The sequence below is a fragment of the Bifidobacterium sp. UBA4282 genome (assembly GCF_002394995.1).
In the GTDB taxonomy this organism is placed as follows: Bacteria; Actinomycetota; Actinomycetes; order Actinomycetales; family Bifidobacteriaceae; genus Bifidobacterium; species Bifidobacterium pullorum_B.
The window spans coordinates 15,055-41,255 of record NZ_DGVO01000053.1 but is presented as its reverse complement, the minus strand read 5'-3'; the positions used below and the strand labels follow the sequence as shown (position 1 = coordinate 41,255).

General features: G+C 65.7%; 21 protein-coding genes, 1 tRNA gene and 5 pseudogenes. 2 read left to right on the top strand and 25 right to left on the bottom strand.

All coding sequences use genetic code 11. From position 1 onward, the window contains the following. The 13 genes and pseudogenes from B4C31_RS08295 to B4C31_RS08245 all read right to left on the bottom strand — a co-directional run. Positions 1-383, bottom strand: a pseudogene (locus B4C31_RS08295) (L-arabinose isomerase); the annotation flags it as partial. Positions 384-595: 212 nt separating this feature from the next. Then, entirely contained in the window at positions 596-1,288 is a 693-nt protein-coding gene (locus B4C31_RS08290; RefSeq protein WP_033507239.1) for an L-ribulose-5-phosphate 4-epimerase, read from the bottom strand. Positions 1,289-1,341: 53 nt separating this feature from the next. Next, the gene (locus B4C31_RS08285; protein WP_291532078.1) at positions 1,342-2,976 is read right to left on the bottom strand and encodes a xylulokinase; all 1,635 of its coding nucleotides are present in this window, start codon (positions 2,974-2,976) and stop codon (positions 1,342-1,344) included. Between the two features lie 236 nt (positions 2,977-3,212). Next, entirely contained in the window at positions 3,213-4,289 is a 1,077-nt protein-coding gene (locus B4C31_RS08280) for a LacI family DNA-binding transcriptional regulator (RefSeq protein WP_414631863.1), read from the bottom strand. Between the two features lie 145 nt (positions 4,290-4,434). After that, positions 4,435-5,436: pseudogene (locus tag B4C31_RS08895) on the bottom strand (Maf family protein); the annotation flags it as partial. 275 nt (positions 5,437-5,711) lie between these two features. After that, positions 5,712-6,003: pseudogene (locus B4C31_RS08890) on the bottom strand (Maf family protein); the annotation flags it as partial. Positions 6,004-6,042: 39 nt separating this feature from the next. Continuing rightward, positions 6,043-6,315 (bottom strand): annotated as a pseudogene (locus B4C31_RS08885) (homoserine kinase); the annotation flags it as partial. 89 nt (positions 6,316-6,404) lie between these two features. Beyond that, positions 6,405-7,125, bottom strand: a pseudogene (thrB, locus tag B4C31_RS08270) (homoserine kinase); the annotation flags it as partial. A gap of 127 nt (positions 7,126-7,252) precedes the next feature. Beyond that, complete coding sequence (locus B4C31_RS08265) at positions 7,253-8,563, bottom strand: homoserine dehydrogenase (RefSeq protein ID WP_291532074.1); 1,311 nt, start codon at positions 8,561-8,563, stop codon at positions 7,253-7,255. A gap of 158 nt (positions 8,564-8,721) precedes the next feature. Next, entirely contained in the window at positions 8,722-10,284 is a 1,563-nt protein-coding gene (locus B4C31_RS08260; RefSeq protein ID WP_291532073.1) for a diaminopimelate decarboxylase family protein, read from the bottom strand. A 125-nt stretch (positions 10,285-10,409) separates the two neighbouring features. Beyond that, positions 10,410-12,206 carry an arginine--tRNA ligase gene (gene argS, locus B4C31_RS08255; protein ID WP_291532072.1) on the bottom strand — a complete coding sequence of 599 codons (1,797 nt, stop codon included), beginning with the start codon at positions 12,204-12,206 and terminating at the stop codon, positions 10,410-10,412. Positions 12,207-12,313: 107 nt separating this feature from the next. Further along, the gene (locus B4C31_RS08250; RefSeq protein WP_291532071.1) at positions 12,314-12,700 is read right to left on the bottom strand and encodes a Rid family detoxifying hydrolase; all 387 of its coding nucleotides are present in this window, start codon (positions 12,698-12,700) and stop codon (positions 12,314-12,316) included. A 301-nt stretch (positions 12,701-13,001) separates the two neighbouring features. Further along, positions 13,002-13,074 (bottom strand) — tRNA-Arg (locus tag B4C31_RS08245). 136 nt (positions 13,075-13,210) lie between these two features. Here B4C31_RS08245 and B4C31_RS08240 point away from each other — a divergent pair. Further along, positions 13,211-13,837 carry a hypothetical protein gene (locus B4C31_RS08240; RefSeq protein ID WP_291532070.1) on the top strand — a complete coding sequence of 209 codons (627 nt, stop codon included), beginning with the start codon at positions 13,211-13,213 and terminating at the stop codon, positions 13,835-13,837. Between the two features lie 109 nt (positions 13,838-13,946). Here B4C31_RS08240 and B4C31_RS08235 read toward each other — a convergent pair whose 3' ends face one another. The 3 genes from B4C31_RS08235 to B4C31_RS08225 form a co-directional block, all read right to left on the bottom strand. Then, positions 13,947-14,903, bottom strand: coding sequence for a tetratricopeptide repeat protein (locus tag B4C31_RS08235; RefSeq protein ID WP_291532069.1), 957 nt, complete (start codon positions 14,901-14,903; stop codon positions 13,947-13,949). Positions 14,904-15,108: 205 nt separating this feature from the next. Further along, entirely contained in the window at positions 15,109-16,113 is a 1,005-nt protein-coding gene (locus B4C31_RS08230; protein WP_204386575.1) for a hypothetical protein, read from the bottom strand. Position 16,114: 1 nt separating this feature from the next. After that, entirely contained in the window at positions 16,115-17,188 is a 1,074-nt protein-coding gene (locus B4C31_RS08225; RefSeq protein WP_291532068.1) for a hypothetical protein, read from the bottom strand. 88 nt (positions 17,189-17,276) lie between these two features. Here B4C31_RS08225 and B4C31_RS08220 point away from each other — a divergent pair, with 88 nt between their 5' ends. Beyond that, positions 17,277-18,248 carry an FKBP-type peptidyl-prolyl cis-trans isomerase gene (locus B4C31_RS08220; RefSeq protein WP_291532067.1) on the top strand — a complete coding sequence of 324 codons (972 nt, stop codon included), beginning with the start codon at positions 17,277-17,279 and terminating at the stop codon, positions 18,246-18,248. A gap of 91 nt (positions 18,249-18,339) precedes the next feature. Here the strand turns inward: B4C31_RS08220 and nucS are convergent, their stop codons facing one another. The 9 genes from nucS to atpB all read right to left on the bottom strand — a co-directional run bounded on the left by nucS (position 18,340) and on the right by atpB (position 26,188). Next, positions 18,340-19,044 (bottom strand): endonuclease NucS, encoded by a 705-nt coding sequence (nucS, locus tag B4C31_RS08215; protein ID WP_291532066.1) that lies wholly within the window; start codon positions 19,042-19,044, stop codon positions 18,340-18,342. 142 nt (positions 19,045-19,186) lie between these two features. Next, the gene (locus tag B4C31_RS08210; protein WP_291532065.1) at positions 19,187-19,486 is read right to left on the bottom strand and encodes a F0F1 ATP synthase subunit epsilon; all 300 of its coding nucleotides are present in this window, start codon (positions 19,484-19,486) and stop codon (positions 19,187-19,189) included. Next, entirely contained in the window at positions 19,486-20,973 is a 1,488-nt protein-coding gene (gene atpD / locus B4C31_RS08205; protein ID WP_033510367.1) for a F0F1 ATP synthase subunit beta, read from the bottom strand. Before atpD ends, B4C31_RS08210 begins: the two co-directional genes overlap by 1 nt. A gap of 9 nt (positions 20,974-20,982) precedes the next feature. Beyond that, complete coding sequence (locus B4C31_RS08200) at positions 20,983-21,900, bottom strand: F0F1 ATP synthase subunit gamma (protein WP_204386573.1); 918 nt, start codon at positions 21,898-21,900, stop codon at positions 20,983-20,985. Between the two features lie 2 nt (positions 21,901-21,902). Beyond that, the gene (atpA, locus tag B4C31_RS08195; protein ID WP_291532064.1) at positions 21,903-23,579 is read right to left on the bottom strand and encodes a F0F1 ATP synthase subunit alpha; all 1,677 of its coding nucleotides are present in this window, start codon (positions 23,577-23,579) and stop codon (positions 21,903-21,905) included. 38 nt (positions 23,580-23,617) lie between these two features. Continuing rightward, entirely contained in the window at positions 23,618-24,454 is an 837-nt protein-coding gene (locus B4C31_RS08190) for a F0F1 ATP synthase subunit delta (protein ID WP_291532063.1), read from the bottom strand. A gap of 41 nt (positions 24,455-24,495) precedes the next feature. Then, positions 24,496-25,020 (bottom strand): F0F1 ATP synthase subunit B, encoded by a 525-nt coding sequence (locus B4C31_RS08185; protein WP_033510363.1) that lies wholly within the window; start codon positions 25,018-25,020, stop codon positions 24,496-24,498. 47 nt (positions 25,021-25,067) lie between these two features. After that, a complete protein-coding gene (atpE, locus tag B4C31_RS08180; RefSeq protein WP_033510362.1) occupies positions 25,068-25,298 on the bottom strand; it encodes an ATP synthase F0 subunit C in 231 nt (76 codons plus the stop codon). A gap of 80 nt (positions 25,299-25,378) precedes the next feature. Then, entirely contained in the window at positions 25,379-26,188 is an 810-nt protein-coding gene (gene atpB / locus B4C31_RS08175) for a F0F1 ATP synthase subunit A (RefSeq protein ID WP_291532062.1), read from the bottom strand. Between the last annotated feature and the right edge of the window lie 13 nt (positions 26,189-26,201).

The following is a 26,201-nucleotide window of genomic DNA, read 5'->3' as shown; positions in this document are numbered from 1 at the left end:
TGGTTCAGGTTCATGAAGTCCATGTCGATGGTCTCCCACGGGATCTCCATGTGATGCTGGGTGTTCAGCTGCAGCATCGGCTTGGTGAGCACTTCCAGGCCGCGGATCCACATCTTGGCCGGGGAGAAGGTGTGGCACCAGGTGATCACGCCGATGACGTTCGGGTTGGCCGAGGCCTCGACCATGAACTGCTTGACGCCGTCGGAGGACTTCAGCGTGGGCTTGAGGACGATCTTGACCGGGATGACGCCGGTGGCGTTCAGGTAGTCGACGATCTCGGTGGACTGCTCGGCGACCTGACGCAGGGCCTCCTCGCCGTACAGGTCCTGCGAGCCGACGCCGAACCAGACTTCCTTGCCCTCGAACGGGTTTGCCATAACCATATGTGTTGTTTCCTTTGTTGTGTTGGTGTTGTATTGGTTGGTTTATTTCGATGCGTGTATCAGGCCGGTCGCCGCGGGTGCAGCATTAATAAGTCCCAGTACGGTGACCGACCGGCAGCACTGGCGCGATGCGTGCGGCCCCGGTGCGGCGGAGGGCGAAGGCGTACAACGGTACGTCGAGTCCTCCGCCGTGCCGGGGACGCTCCATCGCGTCAGTGCTGCCCGTAGACGTTCTGGTAGCGGTCGTTAAGCTTGTCGATGTCCTCCTGCGGGATCGGGATGATATCGCCGAGCTGGCGGGCGGCCCACATGGTATGGGCGACCTCCTCGGTCATCGCGGCGGCCTTGACGGCGGACTCAGCGTCCTTGCCGATGGTGAACGGACCATGGTTCTGCATGAGGACGGCCGGGGACTTCGGGTACTTCTTGAGCGTCTCGACGACGCCCTCGCCGATCGCCTCGGAGCCGATGAGACGGAACGGGCCGACCGGCACCTCGCCGCCGAACTCGTCGCCCATCATCGTCAGACCGCACGGGATGTTCTGGCCGGTGGCCGCCCAGGCGGTGGCGTAGGTGGAGTGCGTGTGCACGACGCCGTACACGTCCGGCATGTTGCGGTAGATGTAGCAGTGGGAGGCGGTGTCGGAGGACGGGGCCTCGGAGCCGTCGACCACGTTGCCGTCGAGGTCGCAGACGACCATCGAGCTCGGGGTCAGGTATTCGTAGCGCAGGCCGGAGGGCTTGATCACCATGAGGTCGGCGGTGTGCAGACGCTGGGAGACGTTGCCGGCGGTCCACACGACCAGGTTCCACTTGATGAGCTGGTCGTGCAGCGTCGCGACGACCTCGCGCACCTGCTTGACTTCGGCCCGGACTTCGGGACCGTAATCAGCCAATGTTGCCATATTGTGTTTCCTTTCTAATTGATCAGGTCTGTATCAGGTCTTGGGTTGGGGCGTCAGTCCTCAAGCGGGATCGCCGCGATGGCGGCGTGCTCGATCGGCAGGCCCGCGCGGAAGCGGGCGAAGAAGTCCTCGAAGCCTTCCACGTCTTTCTCGTCCGGGGTTTCGGTGACCGACTCGGCGTCCGCGAACACGCGGTTGTCCAGGTAGTCGGCCAGGTCCTCGTCGGCGTGCCACAGGTAGTCGCCGAGCACGGCCATGCCCCAGGCGCCGCCTTCCGCGGCGGTGGCCATGACCTTGATCGGGGTGTCGAACGCGGCGGCGAGGATCTTCTGCGCCACCTTGGGGGTGGTGAAGATGCCGCCGTGGCCCACGAGCGAATCGACCTGGACGTGCTCGTCCTTGGTCATGACGTCCATGCCGATCTTGACCGGCGAGAACGCGCCGAACAGCTGCGCGCGCATGAAGTTGCCGAGGCTCATGCGGGCTTCGGGCTTGCGGGCGAACAGCGGGCGGCCTTCGGGCAGGCCGGCCAGGAACTCGCCGGAGCGGAACGGATAGTTGAGCAGGCCGCCGCAGTTGGCGTCCACGTCGTCGGCGATGGCCGCGCGGAACAGCGTGCCGTACAGCGTGCCCGCGTCGACCGGATGGCCGAGGGCCTCGGCGAACTGGCCGAACAGGCCGACCCAGGCGTTCAGATCGGAGGTGAAGTTATTGGCGTGGCTCATGCCGGCCAGGTCGCCGGCCGGAGTGGTGACCAGATCGACCTCCGGATGCAGGGCCTTGAGCTTGCCTTCAAGCACCACGGTGGCAAAGATGGAGGTGCCGGCGGACACGTTGCCGGTGCGCTTGCGCACGGAGTTCGTGGCCATCATGCCGGTGCCGGCGTCGCCTTCCGGCGGGGCCAGCGTGATGCCGGCCTGCAGGGTGCCGGTCGGGTCGAGCAGCTTGGCGCCCTCCTCGGTGAGTTCGCCGGCCGGGGTGCCGGCCACGAGCGGTTCGGGCAGCAGGTCCTCGAGCTTCCACGGCTGGGCGGCCACCTCGGGCAGTTCGTTGAACTGGCGGATGAATTCGGTCTCCCAGGTGTGGGTGGCCGGGTCGATCGGGAACATGCCGGAGGCGTCGCCGACGCCGAGCACCTTCCTGCCGGTGAGCTTCCAGTGCACGTAGCCGGCCAGGGTGGTGAAGAAGGCGACCTTGGAGACGTGCTCCTCGTTGTCGAGCACGCACTGGTACAGGTGGGCGATGGACCAGCGTTCCGGGATGTTGTACTGGAACAGCTCGGAGAGCTTCTCATGCGCCTCGTGGGTGTTGGTGTTCTGCCAGGTGCGGAACGGCACCAGCAGTTCGCCGGCCTCGTCGAAGGCCAGATAGCCGTGCATCATGGCGGAGAAGCCGATGTGGCCGATGTGGGTGAGCTTCTCGCCGTAGGCGGCCTCCACGTCGCCGGCCATCTCGGCGTAGGCGGTCTGCAGGCCCTTCCAGATCTCCTCGACGGTGTAGCTCCACAGGCCGTGCTCCAGATGGCTGGCCCAGCCGTAATCGCCGGAGGCGATGGTGCGGTAGGTGTCGTCGATGAGGACGGCCTTGATTCGCGTGGAACCGAACTCGATGCCGAGCGAGGTCTTGCCCGCGCGGATCTTCTCCGCGATCGCGGCAACCTGATCGGAATCGTTCTGCATTACTGCCATGGTGGTGGACTCCTTACCCTGCCCGGCCGGCCCGTACCGTCCGCTGCACTGCTGTTGTCGTGAACGTTAACAGCCGCCTTCATCGGCCAGTGTTAGCGCTCACAATTTGTAGTGTCGATTATACGCGCCGACACCTCGAATCTCAACCCGGCGAGTGTCTTGTTTCATCGTTGTAAATTTCGATTGCCAGGCACCGCAACCCCGTGTCGTCATGACGGCCAACAGCCGCGTCGACGTCAACGCGCGGCCGAGCCCAGCGAGTTGCGCAGTATCACCTTCGCCGGCACCAGCCCCACGCCGTGCGAAGCCGCCGTGAACGTCGGTTCCGGCCCCTCACCCAGCAGATGCAGCACCTGCCTCATCGCGGCCACGCCCAACTGCTCGAAATCGGGGCGCACCGTGGTCAACGGCGGCAGCATGTTATCCATCGCGGGCATATCGTCGAAGCCCACCAGGCTCACATCCTGCGGGATCCGCAGCCGATGCTCGTGCAGCGCGCGCGTCACGCCCACCGCCTGGCTGTCGTTCGCCGTCACCACCAGCGACGGCAACGCGGCGCCACGGCTGCCGAAATCCTCAAGCACATGGTTCATCCGCGTATACGCCTCGGCCGACTCCCAGGACTCGCACTGCTCGACCATGCACTCCACGGCATGCTCCGCGCACAGCTGCCGCCACGCCGCCAGTCGCGTCCCCGCATCGCGCCACTCCTGCGGGCCGGCGAAATACAGCGCGCGACGATGCCCGTATTCCACGACCAGCCGCATCACCTCGGCCATCGCCCCCCACTGGTCGATGCCCACCAGCGCCACCTTGCGTTGATCGGCGGGACGGATCGCCGCCATGGCGGTGCGGATGTCCACCGCGCCGTGCGTCGAGGTGATCAGCACGCGCGGCTGCTGCACCGGCGCGTGGCAGGCGGCCGAGAACATGGCGTCGGTGGGTGTCAGGAAGATGAACGCGTCCACGTTCTGCTCGTCGAACGTGTCGCACAGCGTCTCGAAATCCTTCTGCGAGCAGAACGCCTCATGCACCAGCATGACGGACATGAACAGCTCATGGGCGCGGGCCATCGTCTCGATCGAGGAGATGGCGGAGATCGGCCCGAAGAAGCGCAGGCCGCCGGCGATCAGGCCGATCGTGCGCGAGCGCTGCGAGGCGAGCGCGCGGGCCGAATTGCTCGGACGGTAGCCCAGACGGTCGATGGCGGCCTGCACCTTGGCGCGCGTGACCTCGGACACGTCCGGGGAATGGTTGATCACGCGGGAGACGGTCTGATGACTCACACCGGCCAGCTTGGCCACTTCGAACATCGACGGGCGTTTGTTCGCACGGTTGACCGCCATGTCATCCTCCCTGTCTTGGTCCGACACGAATATACCGAGCATACCGCGTCACCCCCGGTAACACGGTGAACGCTCACATTCGGCGTATCTCAGTGCATATCATGCAGCCAAGTCACCGTTCACCGGCGATCGCGTCCAGCCGGGCGCGGAAGCGCGGCCAGTCGGTGCGCATGGCCGTCAGCAGCTTGCGGTTGGGCACTTCGTCGATCGGCACCCACTCGATTTCCATGCTCTCGTCGTCATTGGTGCGCGGCGTGACCGTGTGGCCGGGCTTCTCGAACGCGAACACGGTGGTGTAGGCCCAGTTGCCGTGGTCCTCCCGGTAGGCGCCGACCACCTCGATGTCCTCGGGGGTGATGTTGGCCTCCTCGTAGCTTTCGCGCAGCGCACCCTCGATGGCGCTCTCACCGTCCGCCGTGGCGCCGCCCGGGATGCCCCAGGTGCCGCCTTCGGCGCTCCACAACGCGCGATGCTGCATCACCACATGCGTCACCTTGCCGGTGACGGCGTCACGACGGGCCAGCAGCACGCCGGAGGCGCCGTTGAGTCCCCAGTGGCGGCGGCCGCAGTCGCAGTCGATCCAGCCGTCGCCCGGCTGGTGCACGTTCTCCTTGGGCGGCACCGAACCGGCGGCGGAGCTGGTCACGCCGTCAGATTTGGGGGCGGGGTCATGGTCGCCGCGGGCCACGTTCCACAGGTCCGTCCATTCCACGCCCAGCTCGCCGGCCAGCCGCCGGGCCAGCGGCAGGCTCAGGCCGATGATGCCGTGCGGATCGCCCTCGATGCCGTCGATGAACGCGCCGCCGAATCCTTCCAGCGTAAAGGAGCCGGCCACCTCCAACGGCTCGCCGGTGGCGATGTAGCGCTCGATGTCACGGTCGGAGTAATCGCTGAAATGCACGATGGCATGGCTGGCGCCGCAGGCCACGCGCCCGGTGGCGAAGTCGATCAGACAGTGGCCGGTCCACAGCTCGCCGCTGTGGCCGCGCATAGCCCTGAGCCGTTCGCGCGCCACGTCCGCGCTGTGAGGCTTGCCGTGGCATTCGCCGTTGAATAGGAACATCGAGTCGCAGCCCAGGATCAGCGGGCCGACCGCGGCGGTGGTCAGGCCATGGATTGCGGAGGCGGTGTTGATGCCGGAACCGTTGGCGCCAGTGCGGCCGGTATCGTCGGCGTCAGTGTCGTTAACGCCGGAACCGTCCCTGCCGACGCCACCCGCGGGCGTGTGAATCGGCTCCACGGTGATGGGCATATCCACGCCGGAGAAATCGCGGGTGATGTCGGAGGCTTTGTCGCCTGTAACGCCGGACGCCGGGGATGCGGAAGACGAAACGGAAGCCGGGACAGCGGTCAGATCGGATGATGAGGGAACTGAACCCGCATCGCCCACCCCCACGGCCTTGAGCGGATAGGCGGTCACGCGTTCGCCGGTCGCGGCGGCGGCCGCCTCGGCCACATTCCGGTACGCCTGATATACGGCCTGGGCCTTGGCCTCGGCCAGGATCATGACCCGCTGATTCACGCTCAGCTCATCGACGCTCACACCGGCCTGTTCGGCGGCATGTTCCAATGCGGCCGGTTCGTCGACATGCGAGACGCGAATGGTCGGGCACACGCCGGCCGAGTACAGCACATTGCGACGCGGGGCGGACTTCGAGGCAAGGATCAGCGGAATCGTCATACCGCCCACTGTACCGCAACAGTCACGCACATGGCCGGCTCAGCCGCGTTCCACGGTTACGCCGGCGGTGTCGATGGGCAGGTGCAGCACCTGCCAGTGGCCGGAGGCCAGATCATCGGCTGCAATGGCGTCGATGGCCCCACGCGCGTCACCATAGTGCAATACCAGCACGCACGGGCCGGCACCGGAGACGGCGGCCGCGTACCCATGCGAGCGGAAGCGTTCGATGAGCTTCCACGAAGGTTCCATCAACGCGGCGCGGTACGGCTGATGCAGCTTGTCCTGCGTGGCCGTGTACAGCAACGTGTTCGCCGTGGCCGCGAGCGCGGGCGACGCGGCGGAAGCGGAGGCGGCAACGTCCCCGTCGGCGGTCTCCGAGGAGGCGGTGTCCGCGGCAGTGGTGGCCGCGGCCAGCGCCCCGGGGTTCATGGCCGCGGGCAGCAGGCCCACGCGCGAGACGTTGTAGACCGCATCCCGGTAGGGCAGCGTGGCCGGCAGCGCCTGACGCGCCTTCTCGGTGGAGAGCTCGTAGTCCGGCACGAACACGGCGGCGGTGATGGCCAGGTCGACCGGATAGTTGACGGTATGGAACCCGCCATGCAGCGGTTCGCCGCCGGGGATCGGCACGGAGCCGACGCCCTCGGCGGTGGAGAAATCCCAGGATACGGTCAGGCCGCCGAACACGGCCGGCGCCACGTTGTCCGGATGCCCTTCGATGGTGGCGGCCAGGTCGAAGATGGCCGAACGGTTGAGCTCGCCCTCCTGCGCGAAGGCGGCGGCCGCCGCGATGCCGGCCACAATCGCCTCGGCGGAGGAGCCCATACCGCGTGCCTGCGGGATGCGATTGTGCGCCTCGAGCGTGAAGCCGAGCCGCCCCAGACCGAAGGTGCGGCAGGCACGGCGGAAGGTGGAGACCACCAGGTGGGTTTCGTCGCGCGGCAGCGTCCGTGCGCCCTCCCCCTCGATGATCACGTGCGCGTCGGTGTCCGCCGGGTCATCGCTCAGCGTGAAGGTGAGCTCGTCGTGGTAGTCGAGCGCCAGACCGACCGTGTCGAAGCCCGACCCCAGGTTCGCGCTGGTGGCGGGGACGCGGACGTGTACGCGACGTGTCACAGGATTCATGACATGCTCCTTACGAGGGGTCGGGTGGACTGGTTCCAGGATCGATGGTGAAACGAGAATCGGCCGGACTACCCCCGCTGCCGCATCGTTGCGCCGGCTTGCGGCAGGAGGGCGGCCATGCCGTGGGTTACAGGACGCGCAGGATGGAGGGCTCGCCGGTCACGAAGTCGAGCCGGCAGACGGCCTGCACGGTTTCGCGCAGCGTGACCTCGTCGGTCAGGTGGGTCACCAGGCGCAGCTGCTGGAGCTCGCCGGAGTAGCCCGGCTCGTGCAGCGTGGGTTTCAGGTCCTGGTTCACGCCGTTGATCGACACGCCGCGCTTGGCGAACTCCTCCGCGATGGCGGCGAGCACGCCCGGCTTGTCATGGATGACGAAACGCACGGCGAACGCGGCCTTGGAGGCCTCGATCGGAGCCTTGGGCAGGTCGTTGTACAGCGTGATGGCCGGGCCGGTGCAGCCCTGGGCGATATGGCGGGCCACGGTGACCACGTCGCCGACCACGGCGGAGGCGGTGGGTGCACCGCCGGCACCGCGACCGTAGAACATCAGGTCGTCGGCGGCCTCGGCCTTCACGAACACGGCGTTGAAGCTGCCGCGCACGGAGGCCAGCGGGTGGTTCTCGTCGATCAGGGCCGGGTAGACGCGCGCGGAGACGCCGGCCCCGCCGTTCTCCACCACCGCGAGCAGCTTGACCACCTTGTGTTCGGCGGCTGCGGCGGCGATGTCGTCCGCGGTGACCTTGGTGATGCCCTCCACGGTCACGTCGTCGATGCCGATGTTGGTGTGGAAACCGAGCGTGGCCATGATGGCGGCCTTGTTCGCCGCGTCATGCCCCTCGATGTCGCCGGTCGGATCCGCCTCGGCGTACCCCTTGGCCTGCGCGTCCTTGAGCGCCACGTCGAAGTCGAGGCCCTTGGTGGTCATCTCGTCGAGGATGTAGTTGGTGGTGCCGTTGACGATGCCGAGCATGCTGGTGACCTTGTCGCCGACCAACGACTCGCGCAGCGGGCGCACGATCGGAATCGCGCCGCCGACCGCGGCTTCGAAGTAGATGTCCACGCCCTTGGCTTCCGCGGCCTGGTAGATCTCGGGGCCGTACTTGGCCAGCAACGCCTTGTTGGCGGTCACCACGGACGCGCCGGATTCGATGGCGGCCAGCACGAAGGTGCGCGCCGGTTCGAGCCCGCCGATCAGTTCGACGACGATATCGGCGTTCGTGGCCACGGCCATGGTGTCGCTGGTCAGCAGCGACCGGTCGATCCAGGGGAAGTCGACCTCGTCCGGATCCAGACAGGCCACGCCGACGAGTTCGATGTCGCGCCCGATGCGCTGGGAGAGTTCGTCCCGCTGTTCCACCAGCAGGCGCGCGGTCTGCGATCCGACAGTGCCCGCGCCCAACAGTCCGACGCGGATGGGGGCTTCATTATGCTGTGCCACGAGTGTCCTTCCCTAGCGATGACGGGTGTGTACTGCCATCCTACGGAACGCCGCCGATTTACCGGGCCCGCGTCTCATACTCGAGCCGCCCGGGCACGGATGTGCGCCGGGCGGCAGGGATACGGAATGAATTGGCGGCACGGGAAACAGACGGCGGCTCAGCTGACGTCCAGCGCGAGCAGATCGTCCACGCTCTGCCGCCGCAGCATCACATGCGCACCGGTCTCGGATACGGCCACGACCGCCGGGATCAGCGCCTGGTTGTAGTTGCTGGCCATCGTACGGCCGTATGCGCCGGTGACCGGCACGGCCAGGATGTCGCCGCGTCTCAGATCGGCGGGCAGGCGGCATTCGTGCACGATGATGTCGCCGGATTCGCAGTGCATCCCGACGACGCGCGCCAGCATCGTCTCCGCAGTACCCTCGCGGTTCGCCAGCCGCGCCGTGTAGTCCGCGCCGTACAGCGCCGGACGGATGTTGTCGCTCATGCCGCCGTCCACCGATACGTACACGCGTTCGCCGATCGGTTCGCCCGCCGCGTCGGTGGTACCCGCAGGCAGGTGCACGGGCTTGATCGTGCCGACGCGGTACAGCGTCACGCCGGCCGGGGCCACGATCCAGCGACCCGGTTCGAAGGAGATCACCGGCGCGGGCATGCCGAACGCACGATTGACGGCGGTCACCGCATCGGCCAGGCGATGCAGCTCCACATCGATATCCATCGAATCCTCGCCGTCGGTGTACGCCACCGAGTAGCCGCCGCCCAGATCGACCTCGGGCAGCGTGTAGGCGTCGGTGGCGTAGAAGGTCTTGCGCAGCAGCATCATGCGCTTGGCCGCCTGCACGAACGCGTCCGCGTCGTGGATCTGCGAGCCGATATGCGAATGGATGCCGACCAGTTCCAGATCGTCGCCATACGCGAGGATGTCCTTGAGCACGGCCAGAGCCGGACCGTCGGCCACGGTCTCCATCGCCGCGGCGAGCGCCCGGTCGGCGGGATTGATGTCTTCGGCGCGCAGGTCGTACGGGTAGCGCACGTCGTAGCGCAGGGCGCGGTCGTTGGATTCGACCGGTTTGACGCGGACGTTCGCGCCGGCCGGCGTGATGCCGTCGAGGTCGTCGAGGATGGCCAGCACCGACGCGTCGGCACCGGCAGGCAGCAGCGGCACACCGAATTTCTGGTCCTCGTGCGCGGTGGAGATGAACTCGTGGCCGCCTGCGTGGATGCCGGCGGTCACGCGCAGCATGACGCGGGCGCGCTTGCCGAGCCGACGGGCGATGGCGGCGATGCGGGCCGGCTCGTCCGGCGAGTCGACCACGATCTTGGCGAAACCCTGCTCGATGGCGAGCGCGATCTCCTCGTCCGACTTGTTGTTGCCGTGCAACACCAGGCGGCGTCCGGGGGCGCCGGCGGCGAGCGCGATGCGCATCTCGCCCATCGAGCAGGTGTCCACCAGCATGCCCGCCTCGGTGACGATCCGGACCACTTCCTTGGACAGGAACGCCTTGCCGGCGAAACTGACATGCGTGGTGGTGTTGTGGAACGCGTCGGCCGCGGCGCGCACGAACCGGCGGGCGCGGGCGGCCACTTCGTCGGTGTCGATGAGGTACAGCGGAGAGCCGTACTCATCGAGCAGGCTCGATGCGGTGCGCCCGTGGAAGGTCAGTTCGCCGTTGGCGTCGAGCGCCGTGGCCTCGGGCCAGATCGGGGTGATTGCCATATCTTCTCCAACTCATGTTGCGTTGCGGCCGTATGCCGGCATCGGCTGGTGGTGCCGGCATACGTGCCGTATATGCGATTGCGCCGCCCGCGGATCGGTGTCCGTCGGACGGCGCATCGCGATTGTTACATCCGCTCCGGTGCCTCGACGCCCAGCAGGTCCAGGCCGGCGGCGATGACGATGCGCACGGCGTCGTTGAGCTTCAGACGCGCGGCGGCGCGGGCCGGCTCCGGGTTCTTGGCGATGCGCAGCGCCTCGCGGGCCGCGTCGTCCTGACGCTCCTCCGGGTCGGTCAGGGCCATCGGGACCACGCGCTCCACGTTGTACCACTTGTGGTACGTGGCGGCCAGGTCCTCCAGATAGTGGGCCACGCGGTGCGGGGCGCGCAGGTCGCCCGCCAGCGAGAGCAGCGCCGGCCACTGGGCGAGCGCGGCGAGCACCTCGCCGTCGGCCTCGGTGTCCAGCAGCGCCAGGTCCGCGCCCTCGTGGGTGATGCCGGCGTCGGCCGCGTTGCGATCCACGTTGCAGGCGCGGGCATGCGCGTACTGCACGTAGTACACCGGGTTCTCGTTGGTGTGCGAGGCCAGCAGGTCCAGGTCGATGTCCACCGGGGTGTTGTAGTCGGTGCGGGCCAGCGAGTAGCGGGCCGCGTCCACGCCCACGGCCTCCACCAGGTCGTCGATCGTGACCACGTTGCCGGCGCGCTTGGACATGCGCACGGGCTTGCCGTCCTTCATCACGTTGACCAGCTGGCCGATGAGGATCTGCATGTTCCGGCCCGGCTCGTCTCCGAACGCGGCGCACATGGCCATCATGCGGCCGATGTAGCCGTGGTGGTCGGCGCCGAGCATGTAGATGGCCACGTCGGCGGGGTTGGACTCGCGGTGGCGCTTGTTGCGGTAGTAGGCGATGTCAGCGGCGAAGTAGGCGTAGTTGCCGTCGGATTTGACGATGACGCGGTCCTTGTCGTCGCCGTGGTTGGTGGAGGCGAACCAGGTGGCGCCGTCCTTCTCGTAGATGTCGCCGCGTTCACGCAGATCGGCGATCGCGCGCTCGACCTCGCCGTCCTCGTACAGGCTGTTCTCATGGAACCAGACGTCGAAGCTCACGCGGAAGTTCTTCATCGACTCGCGGATCTCGGCGAACATCATCGGCACGGCGCGCTTGCGGAACTCCTCGCGCTGCTGCGAGTCGCCCTCGCCGAGCGGGTTGCCGTCGGCGTCCACGCCGCCGTCCACGCGCGGCAGGTTCAGCACGTCCACGCCGTCGGCCTTGGCCTCGTCGATCACGCGACGGGCGATCTCGTCGATGTACGCGCCCTTGTACCCGTCGGCCGGGCATTCCTCGCCGTGGGCGGCGGCCACCAAGGACTTGGCGAAGCGGTTGATCTGCTCGCCGTGGTCGTTGAAGTAGTATTCGCGCACCACCGTGGCGCCGTTGGCCTCGAGCACGCGGGCCATCGAGTCGCCGACGGCGGCCCATCGGGTGCCTCCGATGTGGATCGGTCCGGTGGGGTTGGCGGAGACGAACTCCAGGTTCAGCGTCTCGCCGCCCAGATGGCCGTTCCTGCCGAACGCTGCGCCTTCGGTCAGAACCTTGTCCACCACGGCCGCGGCGGAGGCGGAATCAAGGGTGATGTTGATGAAGCCGGGGCCCGCCACCTCAACGGATTTGACGCCTTCGGCCTCGGCGAGCGCGGCCGCGAACGGCTCGGCCAGGTCACGCGGCTTCATGCCGGCCTTCTTGGCCAGCTGCATGGCGATGTTGGACGCCCAGTCGCCGTGCGCGCGATCCTTCGGGCGCATGACGGTCAGCTTGTCCACGGACGGAATCAGGTCGTCGGTCAGATCGCCCGCCTTGCCTTGCGCGACAAGGTCATGGGCGATGGCGGAAATCAGTTCACTCAGCGCTTCTGGACTCATGGTATCCAAGGATACCGGGCGGCCTGACAGCGCAAACGCCCGCAGGCGCACGGCGGCGTCCACGGGCGTATCGGGTCGAATCGAACGGTCCGCTCGCAGATCGGACGTCACAGGGCCGCGATCGCGTCGATCTCGACGAGTGCGCCCTTGGGGATCTCGTTGCCGCCGAACGCGCAGCGGGCCGGCTTGACCGATCCGGTGAACACCTCGGCGTAGCGGGCGTTGACCTCGGCGAAGTCGTCCACGTTCTTCAGATAGATGGTGGCGCGCACCACGCGGGTCATGTCGGCGCCCGCGGCGGCCAGGATGCTGGCGATGTTCTTCAGCGACTGGGCGGCCTGCTCCCCGGCGGTCTCGCCGGCCAGTTCGCCGGTGGCCGGGTCGATGCCCAACTGACCCGAGACGAATACGAAGCCGTTGGCCTTGACGGCCTGGCTGTAGGCGCCCAGCGCGGCGGGGGCGGATGCGGTGGCGATCTCTTCGATGGCGGTCATGGTTGCTCCTTTACGACGATGAGCCGGCGTGGGACGCACGCCGGGATTGAAGTCACGATATCATCACGCGCCTCCGGCATCATCCCCTCTTCCGCATCCCGGCCACCGACGAAATCGTGACTGTAATCCGTCTCGGCCTCATCCCATTATCCAAAACGTTGAGATTCCAAGGATATCAAGGATATGAAGCGATATGGCACGGTCACGAAGCGGCACAGTCACACGGGAACGCGCTTCGACCCGGGACGAAGCCGCACGGATATGACGAAGCCCCGTCCCGATTGGGATGGGGCCAGCGCGGTGGGCCCGATGAGGTTCGAACTCACGACCTTCTGTTCCGGAGACAGACGCTCTATCCACTGAGCTACGGACCCGTGCCCCTCTACTTTACACGCCGGCATGACTTCCTCGCGTCTTCTAACATCGGCGAGTCTCCCTAAACCTCGTCCGATATTCGGACATATCGTAAGATTGCCGGAATTCCGCGGCGTTTCGCACTAGACTGGGTTCATGGATGATTTCGAGTATGAGCGTCGCTTCTTCTGCCGCGAAATGCCGCCCCAGCTCGACGATGGCGACGCACCGACGCTGATTGTACAGAGCTATTACGTGCACTCCGACAACTACGCGCTGCGCATCCGCCTGAAAACCCGCAGGACACGCATCCCCATGGACCGAAGCACCGACCCGCTCGAAGTGCTCGACCGTTGCCGTGACCTGTTCTCCCAAGCCTTCGTCACCATCAAGGGCCCGGCCGTGGGCGGCACGAGGTACGAGGCGGAACGGGAGATCGATACGCGCATCGCCGTCGAACTCGTCAAGCGCGGCGGCGATATCATCATCAAGAACCGCTACTCCGTGTGGATCGATGAGGACGGGTGGAACATCGACGTGTTCGGCGGCCCGAACGCCCCACTGGTCATCGCCGAAGCGGAACGCAGCGGACCGGTCACCAACCTGATCATCCCCTCGTTCTGCATCACCGAGGTCACCGATCAGGCGCGATTCTCCAACGACGGACTGGCGTCCAAACCGTACTCGGCCTGGGAGGACGAGTTCGAGCGGGAGCTGGCCGAACGGGGTCCGCAATTCCAGCAGATCTTCGGCCGCAACCGCATGCGTCATACGGTGCGCTGACGCCCGCATCACTCACCAGAGAAAAGCACCCGAAAGGCTCCGTCCCAGTTGGCCGCGCGGCGACCGGAGACGACTCTCCCAAAGGGCCGGAAATCGGTCAAAGGATGGATTAGTACAGCAGCGTGGCCAGACGGCGACGGGCACGCTTGAGGCGTTCGTCGGACGGGTCGGGGATGGCGAAGTATTCCAGCAGACGCACGCGCACCGTCTCCATCTGATCCCGGTGCCCGGCCGCCAGATAATCCAGCAGTCGATCGAACGCATCCTGAATCTGCCCGCCAATCATATCGATATCGGCCACGGCCATCTGCGCGTCCACATCCTCCGGATGATCCGCGGCGGCGGCACGCACCTCACGCACATCGGCGTCCGCGGAACGAGCCAGCAGCAACGCCTTCGCACGTTCGCGCGCGGCCAGCGCATCGTTCGGGTCGGCTTCCAGCACCTTGTCGTACGCGGCCGCGGCACCGGCGTAATCGCCCTCCATCGCCAGACGATGGGCCTGTTCGTGCTCCGGCGGCACAGTCGGCTCGGCCGGCTGCTCGGCGACGGCGTCCGGATCGCCCGCATACGGCGCGGTGCCGGTCACACCAGCCTGCTGCGCCACCTGCACGATCTTCGGCAGCACCTCATCCACGATCTGCTGCATCTCCTGATCCGACGGCAGCCCCTGCAGCAACGGCATCGGCCGCCCGTTGATCAGAGCGAACAGGGCCGGCGCCCCCTGGATGCCGAATGCCTGGGCCACCGCGGGGAACGAGGCCACATCGATGCGGGAAAGCTGCAGCTGGCCGTTCATCGCGTTCACTGCGTCGCCCAGGGCCTTGGCCATCGGGAAGAGGCGATCGTCGGTCGGCAGCCACAGCAGCAGCAGGATCGGGAACGTGGCCGAGGTCTGCACCATGGCCTGGAACGTGTTCTCCGTGGTGTCGATGACGTACCCACCGGCCGCAGGCGCGCCTCCCGCCTGCCCCGGTTCGGCCGTGACCTGATGCTTCAACGCCTCCAGATCCACCGCGCCCGCCAGGGACACACCCGGATTGAACTGCCGCTGCTGACCTGCCATCGTGCCTCCAAACTCGAAGAACCGTACTGATTCACAACTTACTCCATCGCGCCGCCAAGAATCGTGCGGTTCCCCAACGGCATAGCGGCCGTGTCGCCATACGGGACGGACGATTCCCGCGGCGGCAGGCGACGTCCGAAGGCGGTCGAGATATGATCGAACCCCGCACGCCGGCGGGGTTCGATCGGCAAAAAATCGGTCGGAATCAGATCGCCTCGACCTTGATCGGCTTGCGTTCCGCACCGACCGCCGTGATCTGTTCCCCGGAATCCTCCGGCGGCACGTACAACGCCACGATGTTGACGTACGTGACCTTCATCGTGCTCGTGGCGGTGCCGTCGCCGAACAGGGCCTGCTCCTCGTCCGAGGCGGGCAGCGATTCGCGGCCGTCGCCCGCGGCGCGAGTCCATTCGGAGTTGATCTGCGCCACCACCAGATCGCCGCCGTCGCTCGACCGCATGATCTTGATGGCGTCCGGGACCACAGTGAACGTCTGCGTCTGCGTGCCGTTGTTGCGTTCCATGCCCTCCTGCACGGTCTGTGCCACCGAGGCGATGGTCTGGCGCAGCGAGTCATCTGCGAACTGGTCGGCGAACTCGCTGTTCGCCCCGTTCTGCAGCACGTCGGCGTATCGTTCCACGGCCTCCTGCGGCGTGGCCACCAGACCCGTATCGTTCGGCAGACCCATCTGGGTGCCGATCTCGGGCACGGTGAACCGCGGCAGCTGGGCGCCGGCGAACAGACGGGCCACACCCCACAGCTTGTAGTTCTGACGTGGCGAATCCTGCGTGAACACCAGCAGGCGTTGCGACTGCTGGTCCTCGGTGGTGGTGGTGATCGTATACACCGTGCGGGGCCAGCCGGAGTCGACGGGGATCACCGTCTGCATCATGTCGGAAGGGATCGTGTTGGTCTTGTCCAGACCGCCGGTGGCCTTGCCCACCGTGATCGCACTGTTGCGCACGTCCAGCATCGGCCCGGTCACGCGCGCCGACAATCCGTCACCGCTCATATTCTGCGTGGCCTGATCCAGCGTCTCCAGAATCGAGGCGCGGATCTTGCTCTCCTGCTCCTCGGTCAGATCGGGAATCTGGTCCACGTCGGCCGGCGCCGCCTGAGGTTCGGGGATCCGGCCCTCGCACGCGCCCAATCCCAGCGTCAGCCCCAACGCCGCGACCGCGGCCATCAGCTTCGTGATTCGTGAACGCATATCACTCCCCTTCCTTGGCATCGTCGTTTTCGCTGGCCTCGGACGATTCGGCCTCGGACGATTCGGCCTCGGGGGCGCTCTCCTGGGCAAGGCGCGCGAAGTACGCCGCCAACTCGTCGGAGGAGATCACCGAAGTCTGCTCGCCAGCCCCCTCGTCCCCGGACTGCTCCGAGGAGCGCATCTGATCCGACACCAGGTTTCGGGCCGCGGGATCGACGATATTCGGCCCTTCGTCCTCAGACAGCTCGACCTGCTCGACTGTTCTGCCGCGTCCGTGCCTGCGACGGCGGGCGCGACGGCTTTCCGGCTCCGCCACGGCGTTGCCCGGCCCCATGCCCTCCGTCGGCTCTTCGGCTTCCGCCTCGGCGGCTTCCGACATCGCTTTGCGGCGCTTGTGCGGCGACATGGCGAACACCGATGCGCACAGCACCGCCAGCACCACGCAGATACCGCCGGCGAAGTAAAACGGCATCGCGAAATTGGGCACACTCTGGCGCACCCAATCCATCGTCACTGTGGCGGAGGCGTCGTCCTCCCCCAGATCCACCAGAGCGACACGGGACGCATCCTCATCGGTTGTCTTCAACGTGGCGGCACCCGTATCGCAAGACACGGTGGTCCACATGTCGGAATCGGCGAACGCCACACCGCCCTCGCCGGACAGATCCGACCCCTGGGCCTCGGCGTCGGTCACCGACAGCGTGGTCCACTCGCTCAATCCGGTCACACGGACGTACGGGTTGCCGGAAATCCAGCCGGTGATGTCCTTCATCGACCCCTCGGCCACACACACCGTGGCCTCGTCGTCGGCGCTTTTCACCGTCATCGACACCCGGTCATCGACCAGCCCCAGCACGCCGGGGTCGGTGACCACGTAGCGCGTGCCGGATACCGAAGCCGTGGCGACGATCTCACGACTGGGTTTCCAGATCGTGGCGTTCAGCACACCGAGCACGATGCAGGCCACGGCAATCAACCCGAAGATGGGCGTGACCACGCCCCGCATGATCTTGGCATGGCGGGTCGGGCCGGCCGGGGTCTGCGGCTCTTCTTGTTCACGTTCTTCAACAGTCATAGCAACGCCCATTCTACCGTTAGCCCATAACCCTTCGCTAGGAAAGGACTGGAAATCAGGGTGAGGCGCTAGTGTTGGTGCCATGCATATGAAGACATCGATTTCCCTGTTCGGCAAGCTGCTCGCGGCGTTGTGTGCGCTGGTCATGTGCGCCACGCTTGCGGCGTGCAACGGCGGCGATCAGGCCGACGATTCCAAGGATTCCAACGGTTCGAGCGATTCCTCGCAGTCGTCCGCCGACGCGTTGAAGGATCTGCCGCAGATCGCCGGGCTGGTGGCCGAGGGCGAGCCCGGGCAGAAGCCGACGATCAAATTCCATGCCCCGATGAGTGTGGAGGATGGCGCGTACGCGGTACTCCAAAAGGGGAATGGCGACAAGATCAAGATCGGCAACCGCGTGTGCATGCAGGCCTTTGCCGTCAATCTCAACGACGGCTCCGAGATGGCCAGCTCCTGGGAGAAGAACACCCCCGAGTGCTCGACGCTGCTGACCGAGGATACGGTGGCACAGTACCCGATCTATTCGCTGATCGCCGACGCGACCATCAACACCACCTTCGCGATCGGTTCGAATGACGACAGCGGTCAGCCGTACGCATGGATATGGACCATCGTCTCCCAATCCACCGATCCGACCCATGCCGAGGGCAAGGCCGTCACCGATATCCCGGCCGATCTGCCGAAGGTCACCCTTGCCAAGGACGGCAAGCCGTCGATCGATATGAACGGCCAGGGCGACGTGGACCAGCTGGTGGTGCAGACGTTGATCAAGGGCGAGGGCAAGGAGGTGCAGGAGAGCGACACGGTGCGGGCGCACTACACCGGCTGGCTGCTGGACGGCACGCAGTTCGACTCGTCCTGGGACCGCGGCGAGCCCTCCGACTTCTCGCTCGACAGCGTGATCGACGGCTGGCAGCAGGGCCTGACCGGGCAGACGGTGGGCTCGCAGGTGCTGCTGATCGTACCTTCCGACCTGGGCTACGGCGATTCCGGCTCCGGGGATACGATTCCGGGCGGTGCCACGCTGGTGTTCGTGGTCGATATCCTGGCGGCGTACTGACACCTAAGTGCACCCTACTTCGAGAAATATGATGCGAGCCGCGGAATTCCGCGGCTCCTTCGTTATATCTCGAAGTAGGGCGCACCCCGTTTCAGAACAACCTGATCTCGTCCGAGTCGGTGCCCTTCATCTCGTCATAATCCAGAATCAGGCACTCGAAGCCGCGATCCTGCGCCAGCACACGGGCCTGCGGGGTGATGGTCTGCGCGGCGAAGATGCCCCGCACAGGAGCCAGCAGCGGATCCCGGTTGAGCAGTTCGCAGTACCGCGTCAGTTGCTCGACGCCGTCGATGCCGCCATGCCGCTTGATCTCGATGGCCACATGCTGCCCTTCCGCGTCCACGGCCATGATGTCCACCGGGCCGATGGCGGTCGGGTATTCACGGCGCACCAGTTTGGCACCCTCACCGATGCGCTCGATCTGCTCGGCCAGATAGCGCTGCAGATGATCCTCCACACCGTCCTTGACCAGACCGGGATCCTCGCCCAGGTCATAGGACTCGTCGCTGTAGATGTGCTGGAGCGTGACCTCCAGGATGTCGCTGGACTTGTCCGAGCAGACGCGCAGCATCTTCTCCGGGACGGCGGTGTCCACGTCGGCGTCCGCGCCGGCCGGCGTAATCTCCTTGATCGTGCAGGGCGCGGCCATCCAATTCAGCGGCTTGTACGAGCCCAGCTCGGAGAAGATGAGCAGGCTGTTGTCGGCCTTGATCAGCAGCACGCGCCTGGCCAGCGGCAGGGACGCGTTCAGACGGCCGGAATATTCGGCGGAGCAATCGGCAACTATGATTCGCACAAGCCACCACCATACCCCATGCCGAGCCCTGCCGCTTCGCGACTGTGGAAAAGTGTACGGGGAACAGGCGGCCCTGTAACGTACCGGCCCCTCGCGCAAACGTTCCTGCGCGAGGGGCCGGTACTACGGGGATGTTGGCGTTCTATTCCGCTTCGGACGGTTCCCCGGCGCGGCAGACCACGTCACGACCGCGTTCCACGGCGACCGTGAGCTTGTTCGAGTCGAACGAGATGAATCCGTCGGTGACCTCGAACTCGTGCTTCACGTCGTTCGTGTCGGTGACCGTGACCACACCCTCCTTGAACAGCGTCAGGACCGGCTGGTGGTTCGGCTGGATGCCCATCGCACCCTCATATGCGGGGATGACGACGGACTTCGCCTGCCCCGCCCAGACCGGATGGTCGGCGGCGACGATGTTCACCTGCATGCTCGAAGCGGCCATCACGCACCAAACTCCTTCTGCATATCGTGCCAGCGACGCTCGAGGTCGTCGATGCCGCCGATGCCCGAGAACGCCTGCTCCGGCACCTCGTCATAGACGCCGTCGCAGATGCGGGTGAAGGCCTCGATGGTCTCCTCCGCGGGCACGTACGAACCCGGACGACCGGTGAACTTCTCGGCCACGTAGAAGTTCTGGCCGAGGAACTGCTCAATCTTGCGGGCACGGTTGACGGTGGTCTTGTCCTCCTCACCGAGCTCGTCGATGCCGATCAGGGCGATGATGTCCTGCAGCTCCTTGTTGCGCTGCAGGATGGCCTTGACGCGGTTGGCGCACTCGTAATGCGCCTGGCCCACGTAGCGCGGGTCCAGGATTCGCGAGGTGGAGGCCAGCGGATCCACGGCCGGGTAGATGCCCTTGGACGCGATGTCGCGGGACAACTCGGTGGTCGCATCCAGGTGGGCGAAGGTCGTGGCCGGGGCCGGGTCGGTGTAATCGTCGGCGGGCACGTAGATGGCCTGCAGCGAGGTGATCGAGTGGCCGCGGGTGGAGGTGATGCGCTCCTGCAACGAACCCATCTCGTCCGCCAGGTTCGGCTGGTAGCCCACGGCGGACGGCATACGGCCGAGCAGCGTGGACACCTCGGAGCCCGCCTGGGTGAAGCGGAAGATGTTGTCGATGAACAGCAGCACGTCCTGGTTCTGCACGTCGCGGAAGTACTCGGCCATCGTCAGGGCGGTCAGCGGCACGCGCAGACGCGTCCCCGGCGGCTCGTCCATCTGGCCGAAGACCAGCGCGGTCTTCTCAAGGACGCCGGCCTCCTCCATCTCGCCGATCAGGTCGTTGCCCTCACGGGTGCGCTCACCGACGCCGGCGAACACGGAGACGCCGCCGTGGTTCTGGGCCACGCGCTGGATCATCTCCTGGATCAGCACGGTCTTGCCGACGCCCGCGCCGCCGAACAGGCCGATCTTGCCGCCCTGCACGTACGGGGTGAGCAGATCGATGACCTTGATGCCGGTCTCGAACATCTGCGTCTTGGATTCGAGCTGGTCGAACGCCGGAGGATTGCGATGGATGGGCCAGCGCTCGGTGACGGTGACCGTCTCGCCTTCCTTCTTGTTCAGGATGTTGCCGGAGACGTCGAAGACGTGCCCCTTGGTCACGTCGCCGACCGGCACCTTGATCGGGCCGCCGGTATCGGTGACGGTGGCGCCGCGCACGAGGCCGTCGGTCGGCTTCAGGGCGACGGTGCGCACGGTGGAATCGCCCAGGTGCTGCTCCACCTCAAGGGTGATCTCGTGCGAGCTTTCGCCTTCGATGCTGCCCACGTTGGCGATGCTCACCTTCAGGGCGTTGTAGATGTCGGGCAGGTGGCCCACCGGGAATTCGACGTCGATGACCGATCCCTGGATGCGGGTCACGCGTCCGGTGATCGACGGTTCGGCCGCCGCTGCCTGGGGAGCCGCTGTGGTCTGATTCTCAGCCATTTCGCGTTCCTACTCTTCCTTTGTGTTCAGCGCGTCGGCGCTGCCGATGATTTCGGTGAGTTCCTGGGTGATCGAGGCCTGGCGCGAAGCGTTGAGCTTGCGGGTCAGGTCGTCGATCAGCTTGCGCGCGTTGTCCGTGGCGGTATGCATGGCGTTCTGCCGGCTCGCGGTTTCCGACGCCGCGGCCTCAAGCAGGCACTCGTGGATGCGGGAGCGGATGTACTTGGGCAACACCATGTCCAGCACGTCCTCGATATTCGGTTCGAAGACGTACAACGGCGAGACGCCCTGCACCGGGGCTTCCGGATCGGCGTCGACCGTGGCCTCCGCCTCGATGAGCTCCACCGGCAGCATGCGCAGCACGCGCACCTTCTGCACCACCATGTTGATGAACTCGGTGTACACGATGTACAGTTCCGAGACGCCGCCTTCGGACGCGGGACGCGTATAGGCGTCCAACAGCGCGTTGGAGATCGAGTCGGCGACCTCGACGCCGGGCTTGTCGGTATCACCCTCCCACGTCCGCACGATGTCACGGTTGCGGTACTTGTAGTACGTCACGCCACGGCGACCGTACACGTAGAGCTCAGGCTGCTTGCCGGCCGAGTCCAGCCGGGCGAGCAGGCCTTCCGTTTCACGGATGATCGACGAGGTGTAGGGGCCGGCCATGCCTCGGTCCGAGGTGAGCGCCAGGACGGCAACCCGGGGGTTGTTCTCCTCCTTGCTCACGATCGGATGCGAGATATGGCCGTGGGCCACCACCGCCTGGACGGCATCGAAGATCGCATCAGCGTACGGCTTCGCGTCCATCGCGACCTGACGGGCCTTGGCAATGTGCGAAGACGCGATCATCTCCTGCGCGTTGAAGATCTTCTCAAGCGACGCGGTGGAGGCGATCCTTGACTTGAATGCGAGCTGCGATGCCATAACTACTTCTTCTCCCCTGCCATCGGATGCATGTCCGGATCATGCTCGGGGCGCTCGGCCTTGGCCACGATGCGCTCCTGCTCGACCGGGGTGGGCTTGCGCGGGGCCTGCTTCTTCTCGATCAGCGGCTTGCCGGCACCGGTCACGAACGTGGCGCGGAACTCGTCGACCGCCTTGTCCAGAGCGGCCTCGGTATCGGCCGTGAAGTCCTCGGTCTCGCGGATCGTCGTGAGGATGTCGGTGTTGTGGTCGAGCCAGTCCAGCAGACCGCGTTCGAACGGCAGCACGTCGCCCAGTTCGAGATCGTCGAGCTTGCCGTGCGTGCCGGTCCACACCGACACGACCTCCTGCTCCATCGAGTACGGCGAGAACTGCGGCTGCTTGAGCAGCTCGGTCAGTCGGGCGCCGCGCGTCAGCTGGGCCTTCGAGGCCGCATCCAGATCGGAGGCGAACATGGCGAAGGATTCAAGCGAACGGTACTGGGCCAGCGAGATCTTCAGCGTGCCGGAGACCTTCTTCAGCGCCTTGGTCTGCGCCGCGCCGCCGACTCGGGACACCGAGATGCCGACGTCCACGGCCGGACGCTGGTTGGCGTTGAACAGATCGGACTGCAGGAAGATCTGGCCGTCGGTGATGGAGATCACGTTGGTCGGGATGTAGGCGGAGACGTCGTTCGCCTTGGTCTCGATGATCGGCAGGCCGGTCATCGAGCCGCCGCCCAGATCGTCCGACAGCTTGGCGCAGCGTTCGAGCAGGCGGGAGTGCAGGTAGAAGACGTCGCCCGGGTAGGCCTCACGCCCCGGCGGGCGGCGCAGCAGCAGCGAGATCGAACGGTAGGCTTCGGCCTGCTTCGACAGGTCGTCGAAGACGATGAGCACGTGCTTGCCGTTGTACATCCAGTGCTGGCCGATGGCCGAGCCGGTGTACGGGGCGATGTACTTGAAGCCGGCGGAATCGGAGGCCGGGGAGGCCACGATCGTGGTGTACTCCATGGCGCCGGACTCCTCAAGGCTCTGCTTGACCGAGGCGATGGTCGAGCCCTTCTGGCCGACGGCCACGTAGATGCAGCGGACCTGTTTCTTCGGGTCGCCGCTCTCCCAGTTCGCCTTCTGGTTGATGATGGTGTCGATTGCGATGGCGGTCTTGCCGGTCTGGCGGTCGCCGATGATGAGCTGGCGCTGGCCGCGGCCGATCGGCGTCATGGCGTCGATGGCCTTCAGGCCGGTGGACATCGGCTCGTCGACCGGATGACGGTGCATGACGTCAGGCGCCTGCGCCTCCAGGATACGGCGGCCTTCGCTCTTGATCGCTCCCAGACCGTCGATCGGGTTGCCCAGCGGGTCTACGACGCGGCCCAGATAGCCGTCGCCGACGGGCACGGACAGCACTTCGCCGGTGCGGCGGACCTCCTGGCCCTCCTCGATGCCTGCGAAGTCGCCGAGGATAACCACGCCGATCTCGCGGGCGTCAAGGTTGAACGCCAGGCCGAGGGTGCCGTCCTCAAAGGTCAGCAGCTCGTTGGCCATGCAACCAGGCAGTCCCTCCACATGCGCAATGCCATCGCCGGCCGTGGCCACATAACCCACTTCCTGGGTGGGTGTGTCGCTCGGCTTGTACGACTCGACGAATTCTTCGAGCGCACTGCTTATTGCGGCGGGATCAATGGTCAGTTCTGCCATGATCACTCCTTATTGGTTCATTGTTGACTGGTACGTCTTCAGGGTCTCGTTCCGGCTTTCACCTTGCGCTGCAGCTGCTCCAGCTGCGCCACCACGGTGTTGTCCGTCACCTCGTCGCCGATCTCGATGCGCATGCCGCCGATCACGGTGGGGTCGACGGTCGAGTTGATGTGCACCGGGCGGCCGACCTTCTTCGTGTAGATCGCAATCAGCCTGTCGATCTGCCCCTGGTTCAGCGGCGCCGCGGTGGTCACGGTGACCATCGATTCGCCCATATGCCGGGAGAACTTGTTGATCAGCCAGTGCAGCGTGGACAGATACCTGCGGTTGCGCGGGTTGCACGTCGCGTGTTCGGCCAGGCGCATGGTGACCTTGTTCAGGTTCGCGTCCTCGCCGATCAGGGCGAACAGCAGCTTGATGCGCGCCTCGGCCGGCACCCGCTCGTCGCTCAGGTCCGAACGGACGACCGGCAGGTTGAGCAACGCCGAACGCAGGTCGGCCAGCTCGATCGAGACCTGCAGCGTGGCATCGGTGGCGTCGGCATAGTACATCATGCCGTCCACGGCGAAATCCTCGACGGCGTTCGCGATGTCGGAGACACGGCTCCACCGGCGGCCGACCAGGTCGGTGAGGATTTCCATCGTCATCTCATGGGCCTGATCGCCGATGAGCCTGTTCAGCACGGCGACCTTGTCCGCCACCGGACGCGACGGGTCGGTCAGGGCGCGTTCGAGCCTGATGTTGTGATCGAGCACATTGGTGATCGTGAACAGTTCATTGCCGATACGCCACGCCAGATCGCGGGCCTCCCGAAGCTTGGGGGCCAGCGAGTCACGCGAGACGCGGTCGGCTATGCGTGAGGCCTCTCCTCGCATCCGTCACCTCCCTTTTCCTTGCGAATCCCCGGGCGCACGACTCACTGCTCATCGCTGTCCAGATCGGCGATCATCTGGTCGAGCATCGCCGTCTGCGTGGCATCATCCTGCAGCTTGGCGCCCAGGATCTTGCCGGCCAGCGCGGTGGCCAGCGTGCCGACCTCGCCCTTCAGGCTGACCATGGCCGCCTGCTGTTGCGATTCGATGGTGCGTTGCGCGTTGGTGGTGATCTGCTCGGCATCCGCCTCCGCGCGGGAACGGGCGTCGGCGATGATATGGGAGGCCTCGGCACGGGCGTCGTCGCGGATCTTGGACGCTTCGACGCGGGCGTGGCTCAGCTGCTCCTCATACTTGCGCTTTGCCTCCACGGCTTCCTTCTGCGCCTGTTCGGCCTTGGCGATGCCGCCTTCGATGCGCGCGGCGCGCTCATCGAACACAGCCTGGAACTTCGGCAATACCACTTTGTAGAACACCGCCGCAATGATGACGAGAATGACCAATGACCACACGATGTCATACGTTTCCGGCAGGAACAGATCGATTCCGCCTTCAGCAAGTGGCTTCATGGACTTCTCCTTTCAGATTCGGGCGTTGATACGTAGTGACTCCCGAATCACTGCGCCATGATGAAAGCAACGAAGCCCAGCAGGCCCAGCAGCTCGATCAGGGCCGCGCCGATGAACATCAGCGTCTGCAGACGACCGGCGATCTCAGGCTGACGAGCGGTGCTTTCCAGCGCCTTGCCGACAACGATGCCCAGGCCGATGCCGGGGCCGATGGCGGCGAAGCCGTAACCGATGACGCTGAGGTTTCCTGCCACTTCGGCGAGAGTGATGATATCCATTGTTGTCCTTTCTTACCGAAATCCGACATTTCCGGACGGTTCCCAACGGCCGGGAACCGCAAAACTATGCAAGCTTCCCGTCATTCCTCCGGGTAGCTCTGGTTGATGTACACCGTCGCCAGGATGGCGAACACATAGGCCTGCAGGGCCGCGACGAACATCTCGAACAAGGTGAAGACGAAACCACCGATGAACCACAGGCCGCCGACCGGGACGCCCGCCAGCTTGTCGGCCGATTCGATGATGTAGAACTGGGCGAAGGCCAGGCACGTGGCCAGCAGCAGGTGGCCGGCGATCATGTTGGCGAACAGTCGGATCGTCAGCGACAGCGGGCGGATGACCAACAGTTCAAGCAGCTGAATCGGCGTAAGGATGATGTAGATCGGCCAGGGCACGCCGGGCGGAAGCAGCTCCTCCTTGAGGAACGCCCCGATGCCCTTCTCCCGCACGCCGGCGATCCAGTACTGGCAGAACACCCACAACGCGAAAACCAGCGGCATGGTGACGGTCGCGGTGGCCGCGATGTTCATACCGGGGATGACGCCGCAGATGTTGAACACGAACACCGTCAGGAAGATGGTCGTGATCATCGGGATGTAGCGCCGCCCACGGATCTCGCCCATGACCTGGTAGATGATGTTGTCCCGGACGAAATCCAACACCCATTCAACGGCGGCCTGCCAACGGCCCGGCACGACCTTGGCCCTGCACGCGGTGACGACCATGACGGTCAGCAACACCACCGTGGCGATGATCCTGATAAGGATGATGCGGTTGATGGCGAACGGCGTGCCCTCGAACAGGATCTCCGGGGGCAGGAAGTCGTTCACGGAGGGAAGGTGCGGCCCCGCCTCGGCCGCCAGCAGCATCGCGGTGCTCACTGAACCCATGCTCTCGCCTCCT

Coding starts and splice junctions, on each gene's coding strand:
- atpE (WP_033510362.1), bottom strand. CDS start 25,298: ATGGATATCATCACTCTCGCCGAAGTGGCAGGAAACCTCAGCGTCATC.
- B4C31_RS08240 (WP_291532070.1), top strand. CDS start 13,211: ATGGATGATTTCGAGTATGAGCGTCGCTTCTTCTGCCGCGAAATGCCG.
- B4C31_RS08230 (WP_204386575.1), bottom strand. CDS start 16,113: ATGCGTTCACGAATCACGAAGCTGATGGCCGCGGTCGCGGCGTTGGGG.
- atpB (WP_291532062.1), bottom strand. CDS start 26,188: ATGGGTTCAGTGAGCACCGCGATGCTGCTGGCGGCCGAGGCGGGGCCG.
- B4C31_RS08260 (WP_291532073.1), bottom strand. CDS start 10,284: ATGGCAATCACCCCGATCTGGCCCGAGGCCACGGCGCTCGACGCCAAC.
- B4C31_RS08290 (WP_033507239.1), bottom strand. CDS start 1,288: ATGGCAACATTGGCTGATTACGGTCCCGAAGTCCGGGCCGAAGTCAAG.
- B4C31_RS08250 (WP_291532071.1), bottom strand. CDS start 12,700: ATGACCGCCATCGAAGAGATCGCCACCGCATCCGCCCCCGCCGCGCTG.
- B4C31_RS08200 (WP_204386573.1), bottom strand. CDS start 21,900: ATGGCATCGCAGCTCGCATTCAAGTCAAGGATCGCCTCCACCGCGTCG.
- atpA (WP_291532064.1), bottom strand. CDS start 23,579: ATGGCAGAACTGACCATTGATCCCGCCGCAATAAGCAGTGCGCTCGAA.
- B4C31_RS08225 (WP_291532068.1), bottom strand. CDS start 17,188: ATGACTGTTGAAGAACGTGAACAAGAAGAGCCGCAGACCCCGGCCGGC.
- B4C31_RS08190 (WP_291532063.1), bottom strand. CDS start 24,454: ATGCGAGGAGAGGCCTCACGCATAGCCGACCGCGTCTCGCGTGACTCG.
- atpD (WP_033510367.1), bottom strand. CDS start 20,973: ATGGCTGAGAATCAGACCACAGCGGCTCCCCAGGCAGCGGCGGCCGAA.
- B4C31_RS08185 (WP_033510363.1), bottom strand. CDS start 25,020: ATGAAGCCACTTGCTGAAGGCGGAATCGATCTGTTCCTGCCGGAAACG.
- B4C31_RS08235 (WP_291532069.1), bottom strand. CDS start 14,903: ATGGCAGGTCAGCAGCGGCAGTTCAATCCGGGTGTGTCCCTGGCGGGC.
- argS (WP_291532072.1), bottom strand. CDS start 12,206: ATGAGTCCAGAAGCGCTGAGTGAACTGATTTCCGCCATCGCCCATGAC.
- B4C31_RS08210 (WP_291532065.1), bottom strand. CDS start 19,486: ATGGCCGCTTCGAGCATGCAGGTGAACATCGTCGCCGCCGACCATCCG.
- B4C31_RS08280 (WP_414631863.1), bottom strand. CDS start 4,289: ATGTTCGAAGTGGCCAAGCTGGCCGGTGTGAGTCATCAGACCGTCTCC.
- B4C31_RS08285 (WP_291532078.1), bottom strand. CDS start 2,976: ATGGCAGTAATGCAGAACGATTCCGATCAGGTTGCCGCGATCGCGGAG.
- B4C31_RS08220 (WP_291532067.1), top strand. CDS start 17,277: ATGAAGACATCGATTTCCCTGTTCGGCAAGCTGCTCGCGGCGTTGTGT.